The organism is Pseudomonas sp. PICF6 (assembly GCF_009831705.1).
GTDB classification, from domain to species: domain Bacteria; phylum Pseudomonadota; class Gammaproteobacteria; order Pseudomonadales; family Pseudomonadaceae; genus Aquipseudomonas; species Aquipseudomonas rhizophila.
Genome location: NZ_WUUD01000025.1, coordinates 1 through 22867 on the forward strand (window position 1 = coordinate 1; position 22867 = coordinate 22867).

At 60.1% G+C, this 22867-nt stretch carries 25 protein-coding genes; 14 read left to right on the forward strand and 11 right to left on the reverse strand.

Annotated features, from left to right (window positions below; translation table 11 throughout):
- Positions 1-19 precede the first annotated feature (19 nt).
- A complete protein-coding gene (locus GSM73_RS15970; RefSeq protein ID WP_160893205.1) occupies positions 20-346 on the reverse strand; it encodes a DUF2025 family protein in 327 nt (108 codons plus the stop codon).
- 244 nt (positions 347-590) lie between these two features.
- Here GSM73_RS15970 and GSM73_RS15975 point away from each other — a divergent pair, with 244 nt between their 5' ends.
- A complete protein-coding gene (locus tag GSM73_RS15975; RefSeq protein WP_047226969.1) occupies positions 591-1718 on the forward strand; it encodes a glycerophosphodiester phosphodiesterase in 1128 nt (375 codons plus the stop codon).
- A gap of 81 nt (positions 1719-1799) precedes the next feature.
- Positions 1800-2105 (forward strand): PepSY domain-containing protein, encoded by a 306-nt coding sequence (locus tag GSM73_RS15980; protein WP_047226970.1) that lies wholly within the window; start codon positions 1800-1802, stop codon positions 2103-2105.
- 85 nt (positions 2106-2190) lie between these two features.
- Here GSM73_RS15980 and GSM73_RS15985 read toward each other — a convergent pair whose 3' ends face one another.
- The gene (locus GSM73_RS15985; protein ID WP_160893207.1) at positions 2191-3816 is read right to left on the reverse strand and encodes a methyl-accepting chemotaxis protein; all 1626 of its coding nucleotides are present in this window, start codon (positions 3814-3816) and stop codon (positions 2191-2193) included.
- Between the two features lie 314 nt (positions 3817-4130).
- On the opposite strand from GSM73_RS15985, the gene GSM73_RS26440 reads away from it, so the two are divergent.
- The 3 genes from GSM73_RS26440 to GSM73_RS15995 all read left to right on the forward strand — a co-directional run bounded on the left by GSM73_RS26440 (position 4131) and on the right by GSM73_RS15995 (position 5840).
- Positions 4131-4274: a hypothetical protein gene (locus tag GSM73_RS26440; protein ID WP_171061326.1), complete on the forward strand. Its 144-nt coding sequence runs from the start codon at positions 4131-4133 to the stop codon at positions 4272-4274.
- A gap of 37 nt (positions 4275-4311) precedes the next feature.
- Entirely contained in the window at positions 4312-4557 is a 246-nt protein-coding gene (locus GSM73_RS15990) for a hypothetical protein (RefSeq protein ID WP_160893209.1), read from the forward strand.
- 83 nt (positions 4558-4640) lie between these two features.
- Complete coding sequence (locus GSM73_RS15995; protein ID WP_139049336.1) at positions 4641-5840, forward strand: MFS transporter; 1200 nt, start codon at positions 4641-4643, stop codon at positions 5838-5840.
- Here GSM73_RS15995 and arfB read toward each other — a convergent pair.
- Together arfB and GSM73_RS16005 are read right to left on the reverse strand one after the other, a co-directional pair.
- Positions 5837-6250, reverse strand: coding sequence for an alternative ribosome rescue aminoacyl-tRNA hydrolase ArfB (arfB, locus tag GSM73_RS16000; RefSeq protein WP_047226974.1), 414 nt, complete (start codon positions 6248-6250; stop codon positions 5837-5839). The two genes, GSM73_RS15995 and arfB, sit on opposite strands and share 4 nt — an antisense overlap.
- 222 nt (positions 6251-6472) lie before the next feature.
- Positions 6473-7894 (reverse strand): amino acid permease, encoded by a 1422-nt coding sequence (locus tag GSM73_RS16005; RefSeq protein WP_047226975.1) that lies wholly within the window; start codon positions 7892-7894, stop codon positions 6473-6475.
- Positions 7895-8542: 648 nt separating this feature from the next.
- On the opposite strand from GSM73_RS16005, the gene GSM73_RS26445 reads away from it, so the two are divergent.
- Both GSM73_RS26445 and GSM73_RS16010 read left to right on the forward strand, forming a co-directional pair.
- Positions 8543-8680: a hypothetical protein gene (locus GSM73_RS26445; RefSeq protein ID WP_003178782.1), complete on the forward strand. Its 138-nt coding sequence runs from the start codon at positions 8543-8545 to the stop codon at positions 8678-8680.
- Positions 8681-8770: 90 nt separating this feature from the next.
- Positions 8771-9736, forward strand: coding sequence for a leucyl aminopeptidase (locus GSM73_RS16010; protein WP_076383726.1), 966 nt, complete (start codon positions 8771-8773; stop codon positions 9734-9736).
- A gap of 220 nt (positions 9737-9956) precedes the next feature.
- On the opposite strand, the gene rluB is transcribed toward GSM73_RS16010, so the two are convergent.
- From rluB to GSM73_RS16040, 6 genes are all read right to left on the reverse strand, one after another.
- The gene (rluB, locus tag GSM73_RS16015; protein WP_160893211.1) at positions 9957-11192 is read right to left on the reverse strand and encodes a 23S rRNA pseudouridine(2605) synthase RluB; all 1236 of its coding nucleotides are present in this window, start codon (positions 11190-11192) and stop codon (positions 9957-9959) included.
- Positions 11193-11334: 142 nt separating this feature from the next.
- Complete coding sequence (locus tag GSM73_RS16020; RefSeq protein WP_047226978.1) at positions 11335-11526, reverse strand: DUF1289 domain-containing protein; 192 nt, start codon at positions 11524-11526, stop codon at positions 11335-11337.
- Positions 11527-11661: 135 nt separating this feature from the next.
- Entirely contained in the window at positions 11662-12621 is a 960-nt protein-coding gene (gene scpB, locus GSM73_RS16025) for an SMC-Scp complex subunit ScpB (protein WP_076383724.1), read from the reverse strand.
- Between the two features lie 11 nt (positions 12622-12632).
- Positions 12633-13331 (reverse strand): ScpA family protein, encoded by a 699-nt coding sequence (locus GSM73_RS16030; RefSeq protein ID WP_160893268.1) that lies wholly within the window; start codon positions 13329-13331, stop codon positions 12633-12635.
- A gap of 132 nt (positions 13332-13463) precedes the next feature.
- Complete coding sequence (locus GSM73_RS16035) at positions 13464-14093, reverse strand: L-threonylcarbamoyladenylate synthase (RefSeq protein ID WP_160893213.1); 630 nt, start codon at positions 14091-14093, stop codon at positions 13464-13466.
- Between the two features lie 13 nt (positions 14094-14106).
- Entirely contained in the window at positions 14107-14970 is an 864-nt protein-coding gene (locus tag GSM73_RS16040) for a PHP domain-containing protein (protein ID WP_047226982.1), read from the reverse strand.
- 87 nt (positions 14971-15057) lie between these two features.
- Between GSM73_RS16040 and GSM73_RS16045 the strand changes: the two genes are divergently transcribed.
- The 6 genes from GSM73_RS16045 (at position 15058) to GSM73_RS16070 (ending at position 19264) form a co-directional block, all read left to right on the forward strand.
- Positions 15058-15654 carry a septation protein A gene (locus tag GSM73_RS16045; protein ID WP_047227122.1) on the forward strand — a complete coding sequence of 199 codons (597 nt, stop codon included), beginning with the start codon at positions 15058-15060 and terminating at the stop codon, positions 15652-15654.
- Position 15655: 1 nt separating this feature from the next.
- A complete protein-coding gene (locus GSM73_RS16050) occupies positions 15656-15955 on the forward strand; it encodes a YciI family protein (RefSeq protein ID WP_107321994.1) in 300 nt (99 codons plus the stop codon).
- A 107-nt stretch (positions 15956-16062) separates the two neighbouring features.
- Complete coding sequence (locus GSM73_RS16055; RefSeq protein WP_047226984.1) at positions 16063-16473, forward strand: translation initiation factor 2; 411 nt, start codon at positions 16063-16065, stop codon at positions 16471-16473.
- 7 nt (positions 16474-16480) lie between these two features.
- Positions 16481-17158 (forward strand): response regulator transcription factor, encoded by a 678-nt coding sequence (locus tag GSM73_RS16060; protein ID WP_047226985.1) that lies wholly within the window; start codon positions 16481-16483, stop codon positions 17156-17158.
- 252 nt (positions 17159-17410) lie between these two features.
- A complete protein-coding gene (locus tag GSM73_RS16065; RefSeq protein WP_047226986.1) occupies positions 17411-17857 on the forward strand; it encodes a Spy/CpxP family protein refolding chaperone in 447 nt (148 codons plus the stop codon).
- 66 nt (positions 17858-17923) lie between these two features.
- The gene (locus GSM73_RS16070; RefSeq protein WP_047226987.1) at positions 17924-19264 is read left to right on the forward strand and encodes a HAMP domain-containing sensor histidine kinase; all 1341 of its coding nucleotides are present in this window, start codon (positions 17924-17926) and stop codon (positions 19262-19264) included.
- 267 nt (positions 19265-19531) lie between these two features.
- On the opposite strand, the gene GSM73_RS16075 is transcribed toward GSM73_RS16070, so the two are convergent.
- Positions 19532-21136, reverse strand: a complete 1605-nt coding sequence (locus tag GSM73_RS16075; RefSeq protein ID WP_160893215.1) for a hypothetical protein — start codon at positions 21134-21136, stop codon at positions 19532-19534.
- A 277-nt stretch (positions 21137-21413) separates the two neighbouring features.
- Between GSM73_RS16075 and GSM73_RS16080 the strand changes: the two genes are divergently transcribed.
- Positions 21414-22841 carry a di-heme oxidoredictase family protein gene (locus tag GSM73_RS16080; RefSeq protein ID WP_047226989.1) on the forward strand — a complete coding sequence of 476 codons (1428 nt, stop codon included), beginning with the start codon at positions 21414-21416 and terminating at the stop codon, positions 22839-22841.
- The last annotated feature ends 26 nt before the right edge of the window (positions 22842-22867 follow it).

Sequence of the window (22867 nt, forward strand, 5' to 3'; positions counted from 1 at the left end):
ATTCATAGTCGGCGTGGCTTTAGCCTTCCACCAACTGACGCACTGCAACAATCTCCGGCAGGTCGCTACGGGCCATGTAAACCCGCAACGGTTCGGTGAGGTTGATCCGGTCGTCGATGTTCTGGTCCAGCAGCAGCTGGATGCGCTGGCGACTCAGGGCCATGGTGCCGTCTGCCACCGGAGTCCAGACAAATTCGCAGGTGGGGATGATGCCGTCGTCGGCCACGTCCATGCCAAAGGCATCTTCGCTGAAGCGCACGATGTACTGGCGGGTTTTGCGGTTCAGGCCGACAAAACCCTTGAGCTGGTCGGCGGCCTGGCAGATGAATGTCGAAGTGGTGCGCATAGTAAACCTCATGGATGCGTCCCGCAGGACGTCTGATCGATGGTTTACACGCAGGGCAAGTGGATGCTGTCTTCGGGTTTCCCTCTGCCGGGGAAACTGGTGCGGCCAAGCGTACTGCAAAGCGACCTGAAAAAGCGTGGGAAAAATCTGCTTTGCGCATTTTTATGTCGGTATAGCGATAGCGCCAGGAACGTTCAGTTGTTAAAAGATAGGTCTTTGCGAAACCCACGAAAGGATCTCGAGCATGCCTGTCACCTTCACCCGTAGTGCCCTGATGCTGAGCCTGCTGCTTGGCTTCGGCCAGACACAGGCCGGCGAAGCCGCGCCCCCCAAGTCCCTCGCGGCCCTTCAGGGCATTCCTCACCCAGCGGTGATCGCCCACCGCGGCGCCTCGTTTGACGCGCCGGAAACCACCGCCGCGGCCTACAAACTGGCCCGCGACCTGGGCGCCGACTACTTGGAACTGGACCTGCAACGCAGCAAGGACGGCGTACTGTTCGTGCTGCACGACGACAGCCTGCTGCGCACCACCGATGTCGCGACCAAATTCCCCGAGCGCAAGGACAGCACCGCCAACGAATTCACCATGGCGGAACTCAAAACCCTCGATGCCGGCAGTTGGTTCAACACCGCCTACCCGGACCGCGCCCGCCCGTCGTTCGTGGGCCTGAAAATCCTCACCCTCGACGAAGTCATCAACATCGCCGAAGGCAACCCGCTGCACAAACCGGGGCTGTACATCGAAACCAAGGAGCCGAAGCTGTTCCCCGGCATCGAGCGCGACTTGAAGGATAAATTGCATGACCGCGGCTGGTTGAGCCCGTCGGGCTCCAAGCTCGCCAAACGCGCCACCGGTGTAGGTCAGGGCAAAGGCAAGGTGGTGTTGCAAACCTTCGAAAAGAGCAGCCTCGAACTGCTGCAAAAAGAAATGCCGAACGTGCCAAAGGTCCTGCTGTTGTGGGTGGGCGATGGCTACATCGAGGCCAAGTCGAAGGTGACGTTTGCCGAGTCCGGCGAAACGGACAAGGCGGCCTATTACGCCAAACAGCAGCCCAAGGACAACGCCGAGTTTGAACAATGGGTTCAATTCGCCAAGGCACAAGGCGCTATCGGCACCGGGCCGTCCGCCGCGTTGACTCAAGGCGGCAGCCAGAGTTATTCGGATCTGGTGCAGCCGTGGATGAACCAATACACCCATGACCAGGGTTTGTTGGTGCACGTTTATACGGTGGATGAAGCGGTGGACTTCAGAAAAGTGCTGGAGGCCGGAGTGGATGGCATCTTTACCAACCGCGCCAGCGAACTGCTCAAATACTTGAAGCGTCCCGAAACAGGCAGCGTGGCGCAGGTGCTGGAGAACAACGGTTACTGAATTAAGGGTGAATTAAGTTGCCACAGTTAATCTGAACCCACTTAAACGACACACCCCTTAATCACAGCAAGGAAAGAACACATGAAAACTTTGACTGCCCTGTTCACCGCCGCAGCCCTGACCCTCACCGCCGGCCTGGCCCAGGCTGATGTTCGAGTCGACCAGATTCCTGAGTTGGTCAAGAGCGGAAAAATCAAGCCGCTGGAAGAGATGAACCAAGCAGCCCTGAAGTTGCACCCAGGCGCAACCATCACCGACACCGACCTGGATAACCACTTCAACGGTTATGAATATGAAGTTGAACTGAGAATGGCCGATGGCACAGAGTGGGATGTAGACTTTGACGCAACTACCGGCAAAGTCCTGAGCGACAAGCAAGACCGTTAATTGGTCACTAAAATGAGCCGCGCAACCTCAGGGTTGCGCGGCTTTTTTGCATCTATCGACAACTACCGCTAACGACCGTCGACCGTCAGGCACTCAACCGCGCCGTCACTTCATTCAACTGCCCTGACAAACCGTGCAGGTTCCGACTCGCGGCTTCGGTGCGCTGTACATTGTCCAGGTTAGTGCTGGCGATGCAGGTGATTTCGGTCAGGTTGCGCGAGATGTCTTCAGCCACCGAGGTCTGCTCTTCTGCGGCAGTGGCGATCTGACGATTCATGTCGCGAATCGCTTCCACGGCCTGGGTAATGCGTTCGAGCATCACACCGGCCTGAGTCACCTGCTCCACACTTTCTTCACTGCGCGACTGACCGCTCTCGATGGCCTGGGCTGCGTCCACCGCACCGGTTTGCACGGTCTGGATAATCTGGTTGATCTCGATGATGGACGAGGCGGTGCGCTGGGCCAGACTGCGCACCTCATCGGCAACCACCGCGAAACCGCGTCCAGCCTCGCCAGCCCGGGCCGCTTCGATGGCAGCGTTGAGGGCCAACAGATTGGTCTGCTCGGCGATACCGCGGATCACTTCCAGCACCTTGCCAATGCGCCCGCTATCGGTTTCCAACTGGCGGATAACCGTGGCCGTGTTGGCGATTTCACCGCGCATGCGGGTGATGGTATGAATGGTCCCTTGCATGACCTTCTCGCCCTGCTGCGCCGAGTGATCGGCGTCATCGGCGGCCTGTGCCGCGTCGGCGGCATGGCGGGCGACTTCCTGGGCGGTCGCGGACATTTCGTTCATCGCCGTCGCCACCTGGTCGGTGCGTTCGAATTGCTCGCTGGTGCCTTGGCTCATTAGGCTGGCGATGGCATTAAGCTCGCCGCTGGCACTGTCCAGTTCCGTGGCACTGCGCTGCAGACGCGAGAAGGTTTCGGCGAGAAAGTCGCGCAGGGTATTGGCGGCCAGCGCCAGGTCACCCAATTCGTCCTGCCGGTTGCTGACTACCCGCTCGGCGAAACGGCCGCGACTCAGTTGGGTCACGTATTCGATCAGGTTGCGGATCGGCTGCACCAGGTTGCGATTGATCAGCCACAGGCTGAACAGCCCGATCAGCAGGCCGGAAACCAGCATGATCACGGTGCCCAGCATAATCGTGCGATCGGCACCGGCACTGATCTGCGCCGATTGTTCGCTGGCAAGTTTGCGCAACTCCACCACCAGCGCACTCATTTGCTCGCTGGCCGCGCGGTCCACACCTTTGACCGCCGCATCACCCGCCGCCGCATCGCCGCCCGCCGTCACAAACGCATCACGGCCCTTCTGGTAGGCCGCACCCAATTGACGGTGTTCGTCTCGCAGACCCTCGATCCGAGTCTTGATGGGTGTCGCAACCCCTTCAAGGGCGATCAACTGGCCAAGAATACCCTGGACATCATGCTGGCGATCTTCGAACTGCTTCCAGTATTTAGCCAGGTCTGCCGGCTGCTTGCCGCGCAGCAGAACGTTTTTCCATTCCTGGACCTGCACCTTGAATTGCAGGTTGGCCTCATCGATCAACTGCGACGCACGCAACGGGCCATCGATCAGGTTGCGATAGTTCTGGACGCCGTTGGAGAGGAAATGGAAAGACGCCAGGGCAATCAGCAACATCGCCAGCAGGCTGCCACTGAGCAAGGCGAGAATCTGCGCTCTCAGGGATTTTTGTAGAAACATGGAGGGGATCTCTTGAAAAGGAGAAAGGGCCAGGCTCACGGACGACACGTCCCGACCTCCATGTTCGTGGTTTGCAGTGTCGCAACCGAATGCGGGATATGTACAAACCATCGACCCGCCGGGCGTATTCTTGAGCCTTCGCGACGACCGGTAGCGGGCGTTTGATGATTGGACATGTCCTGTCCAGACAAGCCCTTTTGTCGCCGCAACGGAACTTAAAAGTCTTTTTGTCATTTCTTCTGCTGTATCCTGCCCAAGCTTTGTAAAAGCGCGGATCTACCAGATCTACCAACAGACTTTGCGAGGAGCGCGATATGCACGAGATTCCTAATCTCCCCTTCCCTAGCCTGCACGAAACTGAGCAGACGACCCCGCTACAAGCCGGAGGGCAACCAGACGCCCAGCAACCCGAGCCCAAAGAAGCCACTGAACGCCGCCAGGCCGACAGCGAAGACTGATTCACCCGCACGACCAGACCGTGTGGAAAGCGCTAAGATGCGCTTTCCACACTGCCTGAATCCTGAGCCCCCCATGACCGATGACCCTACCTTCAGCGAAGCCCAAGCCAGCGTCCTGATCGGCACCGCCGAAAAGATGGTCGATATCTGGACGCGCCTTTCCCCAGAGAAACAAGCCGCCCTGCTGGCACGTTTTGGCACTGAAGAAAACGCCCTCGCTGCATTGGTCACCACGCACCTGGTGGCCGGACAAGACGGCAACCCAGCGCCATCCGACAAATAGTTTTACTTTTCCACGCTTCACGGTCGCAGGCACCGCTATCATAAGCAGCCTATCTATCCTGCTGCTCCGTGGACTCTTTACCCATGCCAGATACCCAGCGCCCCTTGGCGGTCACGCTGCAAGTCGTTTCCATCGTTCTGTTCACTTTCATTGGCTACCTGAATATCGGCATTCCCCTCGCCGTGTTGCCCGGGTTCGTCCACGGCGAACTGGGTTTTGGCGCGGTGATCGCCGGGTTGGTAATCAGCGTCCAGTACCTGGCGACCCTCCTCAGTCGTCCTTATGCCGGACGGATCATCGACAACCTGGGGAGCAAGCGCGCGGTCATGTTCGGCCTCGCCGGTTGCGGGCTGAGCGGTGTGTTCATGTTGGCGTCTGCCTGGACGTCAAACCTACCGACGCTGAGCCTGATCAGCCTGCTGATCGGCCGCCTGGTGCTGGGCAGCGCCGAAAGCCTGGTAGGCTCGGGATCGATTGGCTGGGGCATCGGCCGGGTCGGCGCGGCGAACACCGCCAAGGTGATTTCCTGGAACGGTATCGCCAGCTACGGCGCGCTGGCGATTGGCGCGCCGTTGGGGGTGTGGCTGGTGAAATCCCTGGGGCTGTGGAGCATGGGCGTCAGCATTATCTTGCTGGCGCTGCTGGGGCTGGCGCTGGCCTGGCCGAAAACGGCGGCGCCCATTGTCACCGGCGAACGGCTGCCTTTCATGCATGTTCTCGGACGCGTCCTGCCCCATGGCTGCGGCCTGGCCCTGGGCTCCATCGGTTTTGGCACCATCGCCACGTTCATCACCCTGTATTACGCCACACAGCAGTGGGACAACGCAGTGCTGTGCCTGAGCCTGTTCGGCGCCAGCTTCATCGGCGCGCGCTTGCTGTTCGGTAATTTGATCAACCGCCTGGGCGGCTTCCGGGTGGCGATTGCCTGCCTGTCGGTGGAAACCCTCGGTTTGTTGTTGCTCTGGCTGGCGCCGGATGCGCATTGGGCCTTGGCCGGCGCGGCATTGAGCGGCTTCGGTTTTTCCCTGGTGTTCCCGGCGCTGGGGGTGGAAGCGGTCAACCTGGTTCCCGCCTCCAGCCGTGGCGCGGCGGTGGGCGCCTATTCGTTGTTCATTGACTTGTCCCTGGGGATTACCGGGCCGTTGGCCGGTGCGATTGCCGCAGGTTTCGGTTTTGCTTCGATCTTTTTGTTCGCCGCGCTGGCGGCCTTGGGCGGGTTGTTGCTGAGTCTCTATCTGTACCGCCAGGCGCCGAAGCATCGCCAGGAGCGGGAGAAAAACTAGAAGTCCACCTTGCCGCGCCCGGCTTTGATCGAGCCGCGCTTGGTCTTGGATTCCAGGCGACGTTTCTTCGAGCCCAGGGTCGGTTTGGTCGGACGGCGCTTCTTTTCGACCTTGGTGGCGTTGAGGATCAGCTCGGTCAGGCGTTCCAGGGCATCGGCCCGGTTCTGTTCCTGGGTGCGGTATTGCTGGGCCTTGATGATCAACACGCCGTCGCTGGTGATGCGACTGTCGCGCAGCGCCAACAACCGCTCCTTGTAGAAATCGGGCAAGGACGAGGCCGCAATGTCGAAGCGCAAGTGCACGGCGCTGGACACCTTGTTGACGTTCTGCCCGCCGGCGCCTTGGGCACGGATGGCCGTCAGCTCGATCTCGGCGTCCGGGATGTGCACAGTGTTGGAAATTGCCAGCATGGAAAAAGAGGTCCGGTATCAGGACCCACAGAATACCGCGAATCCCCAAGACAGCGACCAACCCTTGTGGGAGCGAGCCTGCTCGCGATAGCGGTGGGTCAGCTTGCATCAATGCTGAATGTGCTGGCGCCATCGCGAGCAGGCTCGCTCCCACAGGGATCAGCATGAGTCTGAATACAACAAACCCGGCCAAGTGCCGGGTTTGTTGTATTTCAAGGACGCTTACTTGGCGGCAGCGGCCACAGCCATGTCCTGCCGGGCACTGCGCTTGTTCTTGATCAGGTAGCACACCCACATGAACACCACCCACACCGGAATCGCGTAGACCGATATCTGGATGCCGGGAATCAGCAGCATTACCCCAAGAATGAACACCACGAACGCCAGGCAGACATAGTTGCCGTACGGATACCACAGCGCCTTGAACAGCGGTGTCTGGCGGGTCTGGTTCATGTGCTGACGGAACTTGAAGTGCGAATAGCTGATCATCGCCCAGTTGATCACCAGGGTCGCGACCACCAGCGACATCAACAACTCCAGCGCATGCTGCGGGATCAGGTAGTTAAGCAGCACCGCCACCAGCGTGACCGCAGCAGAAGCCAGGATCGAACGCACCGGCACGCCACGCTTGTCGATCTTGGCCAGGGCCTTGGGCGCATCGCCCTGTTCGGCCATGCCCAGCAGCATGCGGCTGTTGCAGTAGGTGCCGCTGTTGTACACCGACAGCGCGGCGGTCAGCACTACGAAGTTGAGGATGTGCGCCGCCGTATTACTACCCAGCATCGAGAACACCTGCACGAACGGGCTGCCGCTGTAGGCATCGCCGGAGGCATTGAGAGTGTTCAGCAGGCTGTCCCATGGGGTCAGGGACAACAGCACCACCAGGGCACCGATGTAGAAAATCAGGATGCGGTAGATCACCTGGTTGATGGCCTTGGGGATCACGGTTTTCGGTTTGTCCGCCTCGGCAGCGGTGAAGCCGAGCATTTCCAGGCCACCGAAGGAGAACATGATGATCGCCATCGCCATCACCAGACCGCTCACGCCGTTGGGGAAGAATCCACCATGGGCCCACAGGTTAGTCACCGAAGCTTGTGGGCCACCGTGACCGCTGACCAGCAGATAGCTGCCCAGGGCAATCATGCCGACAATTGCCACGACCTTGATGATCGCGAACCAGAACTCGGCCTCGCCAAAGACTTTGACGTTGGCCAGGTTGATGACGTTGATCAGGACGAAAAACGCTGCCGCCGAAGCCCAGGTCGGGATGTCCGGCGCCCAGTAGTGAATGTACTTGCCGACCGCGGTCAGTTCCGACATGCCCACCAGGATGTAGAGAATCCAGCAGTTCCAGCCCGACAGGAAGCCGGCAAAACCGCCCCAATACTTGTGGGCAAAGTGACTGAAGGAGCCGGCCACTGGCTCCTCGACAATCATCTCGCCCAACTGGCGCATGATCATGAAGGCAATGAAGCCGCAAATGGCGTAACCGAGGATCATCGACGGGCCGGCTGACTTCAGCACCCCCGCCGAGCCGAGGAACAGGCCTGTACCGATCGCGCCGCCGAGGGCGATCAGTTGAATGTGTCGATTTTTCAGGCCGCGTTTCAGCTCGCCTGAATGCGTATTTTCTACAACGGTCATGCGTCACCTATTTGTTTTTATCTGTGACGAAATCGAACCCGACACGCTCGTGGCGTGGCGGAGTGAACAAGGCGGATAACCTTGAAAATGCGTGGGTACGCGAAGGGTCACAGTAAAACGCGGCGCATTGTACACCGCTGCCCCACTGCGACCAGACACCCGCGCACCCCGTACTTCAGGTCTGCCGCGCATCTGACCCGTCCCGCCGGTTTGAAACAAGCGCTGCAAAGTGTCGGAAACCCCGTCAAACCGACCTTCTCGGCAGTTTTTTCTTACAGCGCAGCCAAACGCCGGTACAGACCGGCTTGACAGGCAAAAATCGTCAGCATTTCTTTACAAACCGTAACGCAAACTTTCCGCGTGGGAATTTTCTGTAAGCTGACTGCAAATTGACGGTAGCTAGCTACCTAAGCAAAAAACTACACAGCCAACTGTTTTTGAATAACTAATTTCTTCGGTAAAAATGGAATAAAAAGTTCAAACGAAAAAAAATAAATTATTTTTTTGCATTCCAAAAAACCCTCGACTAGGTTTTCAGCGACTTGCCAAGGCGTCGTGCCGGCAGGTTTTGCGCAGCCGCTTCCGGTCAGTTCTCCATCGCGGAATCGACTTCGCAATTTTCCGTAAAAGTCATCTAGGAGATTCACTATGCAAGCACTGGACAAAGACTTGGAAACCGAACTGCAACTGGACGAATGGTTTGAAGCACCGACCCACGAAGCCGCAGTTGAAATGATGCAAGCCGACGCCGTTGTTCCGTTCGGCACGGCGATGTGGCCTCTGTAAGCATCGCCCGGCGGAGGCGATCCGGCCGGTCGGCTCCGCCACTTTGCAGATTTCAGGGAAGCCAAACACCACTGTCAGGGAAGAATAAGCATGGACACACAACGAGCCATCTCACATTTCCTTTACTACCTTGAACATCATCCCGCCCTGGCCGGCATCCAGCCAGCCAAGGTGTTGCTCGGCCATACCGCCGACTACGAAGCACTGACCGGGGCTATTGCCGAACAGGCTGGCAGCGGTTCACCCTTCCGGTTCAGCACCATGCGCCTGGACCTTGAACCCACGGAGCGACTGTCCAAGGCGATTGCCGACAGCGATCTGTACATTTTCTTCTACGACTCTTCCACCCTGCCCAACCCACGCCCCGACGGCCCGGACTTTGTTCGCGCGTTGCAAGGCGTGATGGCGGACAACTGGAAGAAATCGCTGCTGTTCAAGGACTACGGCGATTATTTCTACGACACCTTCAGCGTGATTCCTCAGCGCATCGCCGGGCTCAACAGTCACCTGATCCGGCGCATGTCCCAAGCAACGACGTTGAGTTTTCAGGATGACCACGGTTCGTATTTCGATACGGCCCTCAACAGCGTCAAGAAATGGACCGACATCAACGGTGTTGGCAACTACGACCTGGCACCCGGCGAAATCGCTACCCACAGCGACACCATTAACGGTCAGGTGAAGTTCGTCGGCACTTTCCTGAGCACCATCCCGTTCGCCCGCAAATACGGCGTACTGCAATCGCCGCTGGAGTTGTGGATCGAAGACTCCACCATTCAGAAAATCGCCAGCGATGTGCCGGGCCTGGAACACGACTTCAATAAATACCTGGACGCCAACCCGTCCAACCGGCGTATCGAGGAACTGGGCATCGGCACCAACGAAGGGGTCAAGAGCCTCTATGCCCGCAATGCCGGTTTCGAGGAGCGCCATTGCGGCCTGCACCTGGGGCTGGGTGGCGGGGCCAAGGGCAGCCATCATCTGGATCTGATTTTCGAGAGCGGTGTGTTGGCGTTGGATAACGAGCCGATGTTTGATGGGCGGTTTGTGCTTTAGGTTGGGATTTCTGTAAGGCTGATGCCGCCATCGCGAGCAAGCTCGCTCCCACGGTTGAGCTTCAGCGAATGGAAGATCTGCGACCGACACCGTCCCAGTGTGGGAGCGAGCTTGCTCGCGATGGCGGACTATCTGTACCGCATCACTAAAACCAAGCCAAAAAAAACGCCAACCACAAGGGGTTGGCGTTTTTTCTTGCAGCTAGAAACTCACAACTGCCTCACTCCGGCTTACGACGCCCAAACCCCGGACGCTGCCCCGAAGCCGCTGGGGCACCGCGACGTTTGCCCGATGGCGTGTCGCGGTCGACCAGGACGATGCCCGGGCGCTTTTTCGCTGCGGGTTTGGCCGGACGCTTGGTGTCGGCCGGGCGATCCGCCACCGGCGTACCACGACCGGCCGGAGCACCGCGACCTTCGTTGCGCTCGGTACGACCGTTGGCCGGACGTGGCGTGCGCGGGCCGCGTTCGCCGTCCTGACGTGGCGCAGGCTTGCGGGCCGGGCGTTCGCCTTCGATCTGCGGCTCGCGGGACGTACGCGGACCTGCCGCCGGGCCATCAGCGGCAGGACGCAGCGTACGCACGCGCTCGGTCTTGCCCATCGGACGCGAGGATTTACGCTGCATGCGCTCCAGCTTGTCCTTGCTCTTGGCGGTCATCTGCGGCATCGCTACCGGCTTGAGGCCGACTTCGGCGGCCAGGATGTCGACCTCGTACTGGCTCATTTCGCGCCAGCGGCCCATCGGCAGGTCGGAGTTGAGGAACACCGGACCGAAACGCACGCGCTTGAGGCGGCTGACCACCAGCCCCTGGGATTCCCACAGGCGCCGTACTTCACGGTTGCGGCCTTCCATCACCACGCAGTGGTACCAATGGTTGAAGCCTTCGCCGCCCGGAGCCTGCTTGATGTCGGTGAAACGCGCCGGGCCATCTTCCAGCACAACGCCGGCCTTCAGGCGCTCGATCATTTCGTCGTCGACTTCACCACGTACACGCACGGCGTATTCGCGGTCCATCTCGTAGGACGGGTGCATCAAGCGGTTGGCCAGCTCACCGTCGGTGGTGAACATCAGCAAACCGGTGGTGTTGATGTCCAGGCGACCGATGTTGATCCAGCGGCCTTCTTTCGGACGCGGCATTTTGTCGAACACGGTCGGACGGCCTTCCGGGTCGTCACGGGTGCAGATCTCGCCGTCGGGTTTGTTGTACATGATCACGCGGCGCACCGTTTCGGCGGCCTCTTCGCGCTTGATCACCTTGCCATCGATGGTGATGGCGTCATGCATGTCGACACGCAGGCCCAAGGTGGCATCTTTGCCGTTGACCTTGATCCGGCCCTGGGTGATCCAGGTTTCCACGTCGCGGCGCGAGCCGACGCCGATACGGGCGAGGACTTTTTGCAGTTTCTCGCCTGCTGGGCCGATTTCCTGGCTGTCGTTCTGGTCTTGGTCTTTCATTCTGGGCACCTCCCGGTGTGGTCGGGTCAGGCGTGGCCTGACACTTTGAAAACGGGTCTATGACGAAGGGATCGCCAAAGGGTCGCGAATCATACGCTCGTTAAGGCATTTGCGCATCAGAGACTAGCTGATCGACGAACCTTCAGCGCTTTTTCCGCCGACCGGTGGCGCCCAGTTTGATCAGGCGCAAGGCCGCTTCGGCCAACACCGTGCGCTTGTCATCCTTGTCGAGTTTCTTCCAGGCCTTGATCTCGCGCTTGCTGCGGCCACAGCCGATGCAGATGTCGTCGTCGAACTTGCAGAGGCTGATGCAGGGGTCTTTGGTGGAACTCATGGTGCACCGCATGACTTAATGTGGGAGCGAGCCTGCTCGCGATAGCGATTTCACCTTCAAAAATGATGTTGGCTGACAGACCGCCATCGCGAGCAGGCTCGCTCCCACAATGGGGCGGCGCTGTGTCAGCCGTGATCAATCGTCGAACTGGCGTCGTTCGTTTTCAATCGCTTCGGCCAGGGCGCGGGCTTCGGCTTCTTCATCGCTGAGCTCAGGCTCGGGTTCGCGTGGTTCGAGCGCGGCCACGGCGGCCAGCAGTTTTTCCCGGGCCGCGGCTACGCCAAGAATGTCTTCTTCTGGTTCGGGGTCAGGTTCGACCTGAAGTTCAACTTCGCTGCCCGGTTGCGCGGGTTCATCCATTTCGCCTTCAGACCCCGGCCCCTCACGCAGCAGATCGTCGAAATCGGTCTTGAGCCCCTCCTCCATGGTGTCCAGTTCCAGCAACAACGAATGGAAACTGGTTTCTTCCTTGGGTTCCTCCGGCTCGGCGCTGGCGTCGGCCAGCTCTTGCAAGCTTTGGGGCACCGGGGCGTCGTCGAATTCCAGCATCGGCTCGGGTTCCAGCTCCCGCAGTTCGGCCAGCGGCGGCAGGTCGTCGAGGTTCTTGAGGTTGAAGTGATCGAGAAAGGCCTTGGTGGTGGCAAACATCGCCGGTTTACCCGGCACGTCGCGATAGCCGACGACCCGGATCCACTCGCGCTCAAGCAGCGTCTTGACGATGTGGCTGTTGACCGCCACGCCCCGCACATCTTCGATTTCACCTCGGGTGATCGGTTGGCGATAAGCGATCAATGCCATGGTTTCGAGCATGGCACGGGAATAGCGCTGAGGCCGCTCTTCCCACAAACGCCCGACCCAGGGCGAAAATTTCTCGCGGATCTGCAGGCGGTAGCCGGAAGCCACTTCCTTGAGTTCGAACGCCCGCCCCTCGCAGGACTTACCCAGGAGCGCCAGGGCTTTCTTGAACACGGCCGGCTCGGGCCGCTCGCCTTCTTCGAAGAGTTCGAACAAGCGCTCCATCGATTGCGGTTTTCCCGAGGCCAACAGGAAAGCTTCAAGCAACGGCGCCAGCTCGCGGGGTTCAGTCAGATTCATTGATTTGCTCGTTATTCGGCTCGTGCCCGCACGTGGATCGCTGCGAACGGCTCATTCTGCACCAGCTCGACCAAGGATTCCTTGACCAATTCCAGGACCGCCATAAACGTCACCACCACGCCTAGCCGCCCTTCCTCGGCGGTGAACAGCTCGACGAAGGGCACAAAGCCGCCGCCCTTGAGCCGCTCCAGCACATCGCTCATGCGCTCGCGGGTGGACAGTGCTTCGCGGCTGACCTGGTGACTTTCAAACATGTCGCCCCGGCGCAGCACCTCGGCCATGGACATCAGCAACTCTTCGAGGCTGACATCCGGGAGCAATTTGCGCGCTCGCGCCTCGGGCGCATCGAGCTTGGGCACCACCACATCGCGCCCGACCCGGCTCAAGCCATCGATGCCTTCGGCCGCCACCTTGAAGCGTTCGTATTCCTGCAGGCGGCGGATCAGTTCGGCGCGCGGATCGTCTTCCTCCTCCTCGATCTCTGCCGAGCGCGGCAGCAGCATTCGCGACTTGATCTCGGCGAGCATGGCCGCCATTACCAGGTATTCGGCCGCCAGTTCCAGGCGCACCGACTGCATCAGCTCGACGTAGCCCATGTACTGGCGGGTGATTTCCGCCACGGGGATGTCGAGGATGTTGATGTTCTGTTTGCGGATCAGGTACAGCAGCAGGTCCAGCGGGCCTTCGAAGGCTTCAAGGAATACCTCCAGCGCATCCGGCGGAATGTACAGGTCCAGGGGCATTTCCATGACCGCCTGGCCATAGACCATGGCGAACGGCAGCTCTTGCTGAGCGCCGGCCTGGCTGTCGGCGCTCTCAACGGCGGTTTCCACTGCGGACACTCAGGCCTCGACCAGGAACGGGGCTGGATCGCCGCAACCGATACGCACCACTTGCGGCTCGCCATCGGCCAGGTTGATCACCGTGGACGCCTTCATCCCGCCGAAACCGCCGTCGATGATCAGGTCGACCTGATGCTCGAGCAATTGGCGCATCTCGTAAGGGTCATTCATCGGCTCCGTCTCGCCGGGCATGATCAAGGTCACGCTCATCAGCGGTTCACCCAGCTCGGCCAGCAACGCCAGGGCAATGGGGTGGCTGGGCACCCGCAGGCCGATGGTGCGTTTTTTCGGGTGCAGCAACAGCCGCGGGACTTCCCGGGTGGCGTTGAGAATAAAGGTGTAAGGCCCAGGGAGGTGGGCTTTGAGCAGGCGGAAGGTGCCGGTGTCGATCTTGGCGAACAGGCCCAACTGCGACAGGTCGCTGCAGATCAGCGCAAAGTTGTGCTTGTCATCCAGCTGACGCAGGCGTCTTACCCGCTCTACAGCGTTCTTGTCGCCGATCTGACAGCCGATGGCGTAGGAAGAATCGGTGGGATAGACCACCACACCACCGCTCCGAATGATTTCCACCGCCTGTTTGATCAGGCGCGCTTGCGGGTTTTCCGGATGAATCTGGAAAAATTGACTCACGTGTTCTACCTGTTCAGACGGTGGCGGTAACGGGATCATGTTTGAATCTACACCATAGTGGTGGCAGATCTTCCGGCAACGGGCGATATTCGCCTATCTCGGACCAGCCTCCAGGGCCATGAAAATCACTGCCGGCGGTCACCAGCAGGCCGAACTCACGGGCCAGAATCGCCAGGCTGCCGACCTGCTCGGCAGGCTGATGGCCATTGACCACCTCGATGGCGTGGCCCCCTGCTTGAATATAGTCGGCCACCAGGCGGCGGCGCTTGCTGCGGGTGAAATCATAGTGCCACGGATGCGCCAGGCTGACCCAGGCTCCGGCGGATCGCAGGGTTTGGACGGTCTCTTCCAGGGTCGGCCAGTGTTGCTTGACGTCCCCGAGCTTGCCGGCCCCCAGCCATTTGCGAAACGCTTCGGCGCGGTCCTTGACGAAACCTTCGCGCACCATCCAGTCCGCGAAGTGCGGACGGGCCGGGGCGTTGCCACTGTCGCCCAGTTCCTGCTGGATCTGCCGGGCGCCCTCAAGCGCACCAGGCATGCCCTTTAGCGCAAGCTTGCGGCTGATCTCCTCGGAACGTAGCCAGCGGCCGTCGTGCAGTTGCGCAATGGCCTGGACCAGTGACGGCGCATTTACATCAAAACCGTAACCCAGCACGTGAATAGTCGCGCCGCCCCAGGTGCAGGACAACTCGACCCCGTTGACCAGTTGCATGCCCAGCGTCGTCGCCGCGCTACGGGCCTCGTCGAGGCCTTCGAGGGTGTCGTGATCGGTCAGGGCCAGGACTCGCACGCCGTGCTCGAACGCCCGCGCCACCAGAACCGCAGGCGCCAGGGCGCCATCGGAGGCCGTGCTATGGCAGTGCAAATCAACATTCACGAGAGTTTGTTACCTCAAATCAGCTGGCCCTATCGCGGCCAAGGATGTTTGTTATTATGCCGCCACATCCTGCTTCTGGCTGCCACTGTGAAACAATTCATCGACTTCATCCCGCTTCTGCTGTTTTTCATCGTCTACAAACTTGACCCACGGACCGTCGACATTGCCGGTCACTCCTTGACTGTAGGCGGTATCTACAGCGCCACCGCGATGCTGATCATCAGTTCGCTGGTGGTCTATGGCGCCCTGTTCGTGGCCCAACGCAAGCTGGAGAAAAGCCAGTGGCTGACCCTGATCGCCTGCCTCGTCTTCGGCAGCCTGACCCTGGCCTTCCACAGCGAAACTTTCCTTAAGTGGAAAGCCCCGGTGGTCAACTGGCTGTTCGCCCTGGCGTTCATCGGCAGTCACTTCGTCGGCGATCGCCTGCTGATCAAGCGCATCATGGGCCACGCCTTGAACCTGCCGGACGTCATCTGGACCCGGCTCAACATCGCCTGGATCGGCTTTTTCCTGTTCTGCGGCGCCGCCAACCTGTTCGTCGCGTTCACCTTCCAGAGCTACTGGGTCGACTTCAAGGTCTTCGGCAGCCTGGGCATGACGCTGCTGTTCCTGATTGGCCAGGGCATCTACCTGTCCCGTCATCTGCACGATGCCGATACCACCACGCCAAAAACCGAGGACTGACATGCTCTACGCAATCATTGCCACCGACGTCGCCAATTCCCTGGAAAAACGCCTGGCCGCCCGCCCTGAACACCTTGAGCGCCTGCAACAGCTCAAGGCCCAAGGCCGAATCGTGCTGGCGGGCCCGCACCCGGCAGTGGACAGCAACGACCCCGGCGCGGCGGGTTTCTCCGGCAGCCTGATCGTCGCCGAGTTCGATTCCCTGGCCGCGGCGCAAGCCTGGGCCGAAGCCGATCCGTTCGTGGCCGCCGGTGTCTACGCCAATGTCGTGGTCAAGCCGTTCAAGCAAGTCCTGCCTTAACAACCCGATGCGTGATGAGCCTTCGCGGCTCATTGCGCTCAATCGCTCATTGTTCTCGTTTACCTGCCGACAACCTGTCTAATCTCGATTGGAATTCAGGAGTTGCAATGCGCAAAGGTCCGCTGTGCCTGTTAGGGGTCATGTTGGTGATCGGGGCTCCCGCCCATGGGGAAGAAAGCACCGACGGCAGTCATTCGACGCCCTTGTCCTTGAGCGCAGGCAGTCAGATCACCGAATTGCAGCAACGCTTGAAAAACAGCGAACGCATGCGCGAGGAACTGACCCAGCAACTGCAAAACGCCAACAGCGAACGCGAGAGCGCGCTGGTGAGTCGATTGCGCCAGGAGAACCAGCGTCTGAAGCTGCAACTCAAGGAAGCTCAGGCCAGCCCCCTGCCACGCCTGCTGACCGATCAGCAGCAGTGGTTCGTCATTGGTGCCGGGGTAGCGCTATTGGCCCTGCTCTGCGGTATCTTTGCCAGCGGTGGACGTAGACAACGTCGGCAATGGCTAAATTGAGTGAGTCATGAGCGAGCTGTTACTGATTGATGATGACCAGGAGCTGTGTGAGCTCCTCGGCAGTTGGCTGGGTCAGGAAGGTTTTCTGGTCCGGGCCTGCCACGATGGCCATAGCGCCCGCAAGGCCTTGGCCGAAACCGCCCCGGCGGCGGTGGTGCTGGATGTGATGCTGCCCGACGGCAGCGGCCTGGAACTGCTCAAGCAGTTGCGCAACGATCATCCGGAGCTGCCGGTGCTGATGCTCTCGGCCCGTGGCGAACCGCTGGATCGCATCCTGGGCCTGGAACTGGGGGCCGACGATTACCTGGCAAAACCCTGCGATCCACGGGAACTGACCGCCCGCCTGCGCGCGGTCTTGCGCCGCAGTCATCCGACGGCGGTGTCCAGCCAGATCGAACTGGGCGACCTGACCTTCAGCCCGGTGCGAGGCGTGGTCAGCATCGATGAGCAGGAGCAGACCCTCACTGTTTCCGAAAGCCGCCTGCTCGAAGCGCTGCTCAAGCAGCCGGGCGAGCCACTGGACAAGCAGGAACTGGCGCAGATCGCCCTGGGACGCAAGCTGACCCTGTACGACCGTAGCCTCGATATGCACGTAAGCAACCTGCGCAAGAAAATCGGCCCGCACGCCGACGGTCGCCCACGCATCGTGGCTCTGCGTAGCCGGGGTTATTACTACAGCCTTTAAGCGCTGCGCCGCTGGGCTGTGGGCGCAAAGCTCGCTCGCGATGCAGGCGCCTCGGTTCCTTTAGAGACCGCGTTATCTTCATGGCGGGCAAGCCTTGCTCCCACAGGGCTTTGTGCTCGGTCCTGCAGATTTGTCAGGCCTGCGCCAAAACGTCTTTACCCAAGCTTTACCCACCCCTGACCGCCGCTGACCTTGATCTGCGTAACCTGAGCTCATCCGGAACTGACCGGGAACGAGACAAGGAGATACACCATGCGCAAGACCCTCATCGCTCTGATGTTCGCTGCTGCCCTGCCTACCGTCGCGATGGCCATGCCTGAAGGCGCCGGCCCGATGGGACCAATGGGCCCGATGGATGGCCCGCGTCATGGCGGCCAGATGCACGACAAAGGTCCGTACAGCCAATTGGACCTGAGCCGCGAACAACGCCAGCAGATCCGCAAGATCATGGGCGAACAGCGCCACGAGCGCCGCGAACTGGTAGAAAAGTACCTGGCCAAACTGTCGCCAGCCGATCAGAAAGCCATGAAAGATGAAATGGCCGCCCGGCACGAAAAAGTCGACGCCCAGATCCGTGGGTTGTTGAAGCCAGAGCAGCAAAAAGAGTTTGACGCCATTCAGAAGAAACAGGCCGAGCGTCGGGCCGAGTGGGCCGAGTTCAAGGCCTGGAAAGCGCAGCAACCGCAAAAGGCGCAATAATGCGCTGAAGCACCCCAGCCCAACGGCCAATCGCCGTTGGGCTTTCTTTGTTTTCGAGGATTGATCGTGCGTTCACTGTTTTGGCGCATCCTGGCCAGTTTCTGGCTGGCCATCGCCCTGGTTGCAGGGCTTTCGATTCTGCTGGGCCACATGCTGAACCAGGACGCCTGGATCCTCAGCCGCCATCCGGGCCTCAACACCCTGGCCGAAGAGTGGACGCAAACCTTCGAAAGCCAGGGCGAAGACGCCGCCGAGCAGATCCTGCAACAACGCAAGCATCAGTATCACATCAACGTCCAGGTGCTTAACGAGAGCGGTGACCCGGTGGTACGCGGCACTTTCCCGCGTCGGGCGCAGGCCTTCGAGGCGCGACAGAACAACAACGACCGACGCCTGCCCTGGCGGCGCTTGACCGACGAGTTCACCAGCGCCAAAACCGGCGACACTTACCTGTTCATCTACCGCATACCCCACCCCGAACTGGATGCCTGGCACCGCGGCAGCCTGCTCTGGCCTCTGAGTGCGCTGGGGATCGCGTTGGTGGTGCTGACGTTGTTCAGCCTGTTGGTGACCCTGTCCATTACCCGTCCGTTGAGCCGCCTGCGCGGTGCAGTGCATGATTTGGGGCAGACCACCTACCAGCAAAACAGCCTCGCCAAACTGGCCAATCGCCGGGATGAATTTGGTGTGCTGGCCACCGACTTCAACCGCATGGGCGCGCGCCTGCAAAGCCTGATCGCCAGCCAGCGCCAACTGCTGCGCGATGTATCCCACGAACTGCGCTCGCCCCTGGCCCGGCTGCGCATTGCCCTGGCATTGGCTGAACGAGCCAGCCCCGAGGAGCGTGAAAAACTCTGGCCGCGACTGACCCGCGAATGTGATCGTCTGGAAGCGCTGATCAGCGAAATCCTGGTGTTGGCCCGGGTCGATGCCGACAACGCCAGCGCTGAAGAGGTGGACCTCAACGATCTGCTGGTTACCCTGCAAAAAGACACACAGCTGGCCTCTCCAGAACAAAGCGTGCAATTGGACGTTGAACCGAACCTGACCCTCAAAGGTTGGCCGACCATGATTGAACGGGCCCTGGATAACCTGCTGCGCAACGCCCAGCGCTTCAATCCGGTCGGTCAACCGATCGAAGTCCGCGCGCTGCGCCAAGGAGAGCGGATCATGGTCAGCGTGCGCGATCACGGACCGGGGGTGGAGGCCGAACACCTGGGCCAGTTGGGCGAACCGTTCTACCGCGCCCCCGGCCAGACCACTGCAGGTCATGGCCTGGGCCTGGCCATCGCCCGCCGCGCCGCCGAGCGTCATGGCGGCGCGCTGGTGTTGGCCAACCATTCCGATGGCGGATTTATCGCGACGCTGGAACTGCCATTGGTACCGGGGGCCGTGGTGCAACCCTAAAATCAAACAGTAACTTGTGGCAAGAGAGTGCCCGCCGCGTCTTCGACGCTGCGCTGTCGCGCAGTGAACTTGGCTCTGTGGCGAGGGGATTTATCCCCGTTGGGCTGCGAAGCGGCCCCCAAAACCAGCCAACTCGGCCAGGAGGATTGAGCTCACTGCTTTATTAGGGCTGCTACGCAGCCCAGCGGGAGCAAGCTCCCTTGCCACAGGCCCCAGACCTGAAATGAACAGCGTCGCCAGTCTCGTCGCATCAATGCCAAGGGAAGGTCATACCTCTTTGATCATCCATCCCCTTGCATAGTCGCTATCCTGGGACAGTAGCTCTCGGACTCCTGTTGTGGGGTTGATTGTATACACAGTCCTTTCACCGGGCCCCTGGTCTGCAGACCATGCACGCAAGTCCCCCAAACCTGGGTCGCCGTCATGGATGGTTCGAAGCGCTCCCCAAGTCACCAGGTCAGGGATCGTCCCCCCGGCGTTCCACGCAGCCCCCCAGCAATTCCAATACGTCTGCCACTCATTGTCTTTACCTAAGTCAAACAGCAACCAAACCTTGGAAGTAATGACTTGGTAAGACACGCTTGCACCCATTTGATCTCGGACGGTTATCGTAGCGGTCCCTGAGTGCTTCGATACAACCCGTGGTTGCGATGATGAAAAAAGCTCTGCCACCTCTGGGTCGCTGGAAGTATAGATATAGGGAGGCACACCTCCCGACGGTATCCGCTCTACGAACGCCCCTACTGGCGGACGTTCAGGAAACTTATCGGCTCTAAACATTAACTGGTCGAGAATCGCGTCGCTGGTATCGATGCTTAGGGGTTCAGGTATCACAGTCAGGATACGTACGTTCGAATAGACGTTCGTAGGGTGGTAGAGCGACTTTGCATACAGGCGGCGAGCGCCGACGTCGACGGTAATTTCTTTGGTCCATAGGCCGGTTGTCGCATCGGCAGTTGCTGTGCCCTTGGGGACGGCACCAGCACCGCTGCCATCGTAGACCTCGATCTCCTTGCCATGGCTTGCCTCACCCGACAGCACCAAGGTGGTGCTGGTTGTTTCGCCTTTGTCGGGAATCTCCTCACCGGCGGAATTTTTTACATGGATAAGAGTAGGAGCAATCAGCACGCGGTCCAAATGGATATCCAAGTACTTGATCAACGACCGGTTGGAGTTGCCCAACTGGTCAGTCACCGTGAACTGGAGCGCTGTATTGGGGTTGTCCCCTGCCTGTCTGAATGTGTCGGTAAACAGGGTATGCGTCACCGGTCTGGCGGCATCAAATCCGTCAACAGGAACGGTCACATTGCCCACTAAAAATCTGATGCTGTCGTAATCTCGCGGATAGGAATAGGTAAAACCAAACGCCACACCCTGCGCCGCCCGCTCGGCGCTGACCCCATCACCGAGCACATCCGGCGGGATCACCAGATCCAGGCCCTGAGGCGCCGGCTCACCGGGGGCCCGCAAGTGGTACAGCACATTCAAATCATTGGAAATACCGGGATTTTCGCTGAGACGGGTTATTGTGTAATGCAGCCTGTTGACCCCTTCTCTCAGTTTTCCCTGGGGAAGGTCCAAGAGAAAGTACTCCTTACTTTCCTCTCCCGGCTGGACGGTAAAGCCTGCCCCCGAGAGCTCGCCATTGACATACAAGTCAACTCGATCAAGGACCGCCATTGTCCAGGAGCCGCTCTTGAGCTCGGTCCATGCATAGATCACGCATTGCAATCCCTCGGGCCGACCGTCATAAATGCTTTGTGGGATGCCGCCGTGCGCAAGGCCTTCCGGAAGCACCGGCGTCTTCCATCCCGGGATGTAAACAGGGAATAGTTCGAACGGATGGTTCAAGACAGACGATTCGGTATCCATCATGTTTTCCTGGCGAGTGAGGGTAGCGTGGCTTTTCGGCGTTGGGCCATCAAACTCCAGCCAAGGAAGATCGGCTACTGTCAGGATTGACAGGTCAGAGCAGATTGCCGACGAACGGCGGGAGAAAACGACTGGACGCTGGAGCCAAGCCTTAGAAAAGCAGCCAGGTAATCTGGATAAAGTGATGCTCAAAAACCAAACGATAATCCCTCTTATTCAAACCGCCCCGCCCTGTTAGACTTTGCGCCCTCGTTTCACTCCTCTTCCAGGAAGTCCGATGCCGTCGTTGCCTCTTCGCTTATGCGCTCTGTTCATGGCCCTGGGCCTGAGTGCCTGCGATGACGCCCCGCGTTTTACCCAGGCCGAACCCGGCGAAGCCCGGTCCGGTGGCGCTGCGACGGTACGCAAGAGTGATCAGAACGCCTTTTCCCTGCCCTCGGCCAACCTGCCACCTTCGCGACGCGTGGACTTCGCCGTGGGCAACAGTTTTTTCCGCAGCCCCTGGGTGATCGCGCCCTCGACCACCACCGCACGGGACGGTCTGGGGCCATTGTTCAATACCAACGCCTGCCAGAACTGTCACGTCAAGGACGGTCGCGGCCATCCGCCGGCACCGGACGCGGCCAGCGCGGTGTCGATGCTGGTGCGCCTGTCGATTCCCGATGCCCCGGCCTACGCCAAGGTCATTGAACAACTGGGGGTGGTGCCGGAGCCGACCTATGGCGGGCAATTGCAGGACATGTCCGTGCCCGGCGTTGTCCCCGAAGGCAAGGTGCGGGTCGATTACACGCCAGTCCCGGTGCGCTTCGACGACGGCACCGTCGTAGAACTGCGCAAGCCGCAACTGCAGATCACCCAACTGGGCTATGGCCCGATGCACCCCGACACACGCTTTTCGGCCCGCGTCGCACCGCCGATGATCGGCCTGGGGCTGCTCGAAGCCATTCCCGATGAAGCTATCCTGGCCAATGCCCAAGCCCAGGCACGGGAGAACAACGGTATCGTCGGCCGGCCGAACCAGGTCTGGGACGATGTCCAGCACAAGACCGTATTGGGGCGTTTCGGCTGGAAGGCCGGCCAGCCGAACCTCAATCAGCAGAACGTCCACGCCTTCTCCGGTGACATGGGCCTGACGACAAGCCTGCGCCCCTTCGACGATTGCACCCAGGCCCAGGTCGACTGCAAGCGCGCCCCGAACGGCAACGGCGCCGATGGCGAGCCGGAAGTCAGCGACAACATTCTGCGCCTGGTGCTGTTCTACAGCCGCAACCTCGCCGTACCGGCCCGTCGCGATGTGAACTCGCCTCAGGTGCTGGCCGGCAAGAATCTGTTTTTCCAGGCCGGCTGCCAGTCGTGCCACACCCCGAAGTACACCACGTCCGCCAACGCTGCCGAACCGGAACTGGCGAATCAGGTCATTCGCCCCTACACCGATCTGCTGTTGCACGACATGGGCGAAGGCCTGGCCGACAACCGCAGCGAATTCAAGGCCAGCGGCCGCGACTGGCGGACCCCACCGCTGTGGGGCATCGGTCTGACCGAAGCCGTCGGTGGTCACACCCAGTTCTTGCACGACGGTCGCGCGCGCAACCTGCTCGAAGCCGTGCTATGGCATGGCGGCGAAGCGCAAGCGGCGCAGCGACAAGTTCTAGCGTTCAATGCCGAGCAACGCGCTGCGTTGCTGGCGTTCCTGAATTCCCTTTAATCGCATTCTCCGAAAAACGGGAGCCC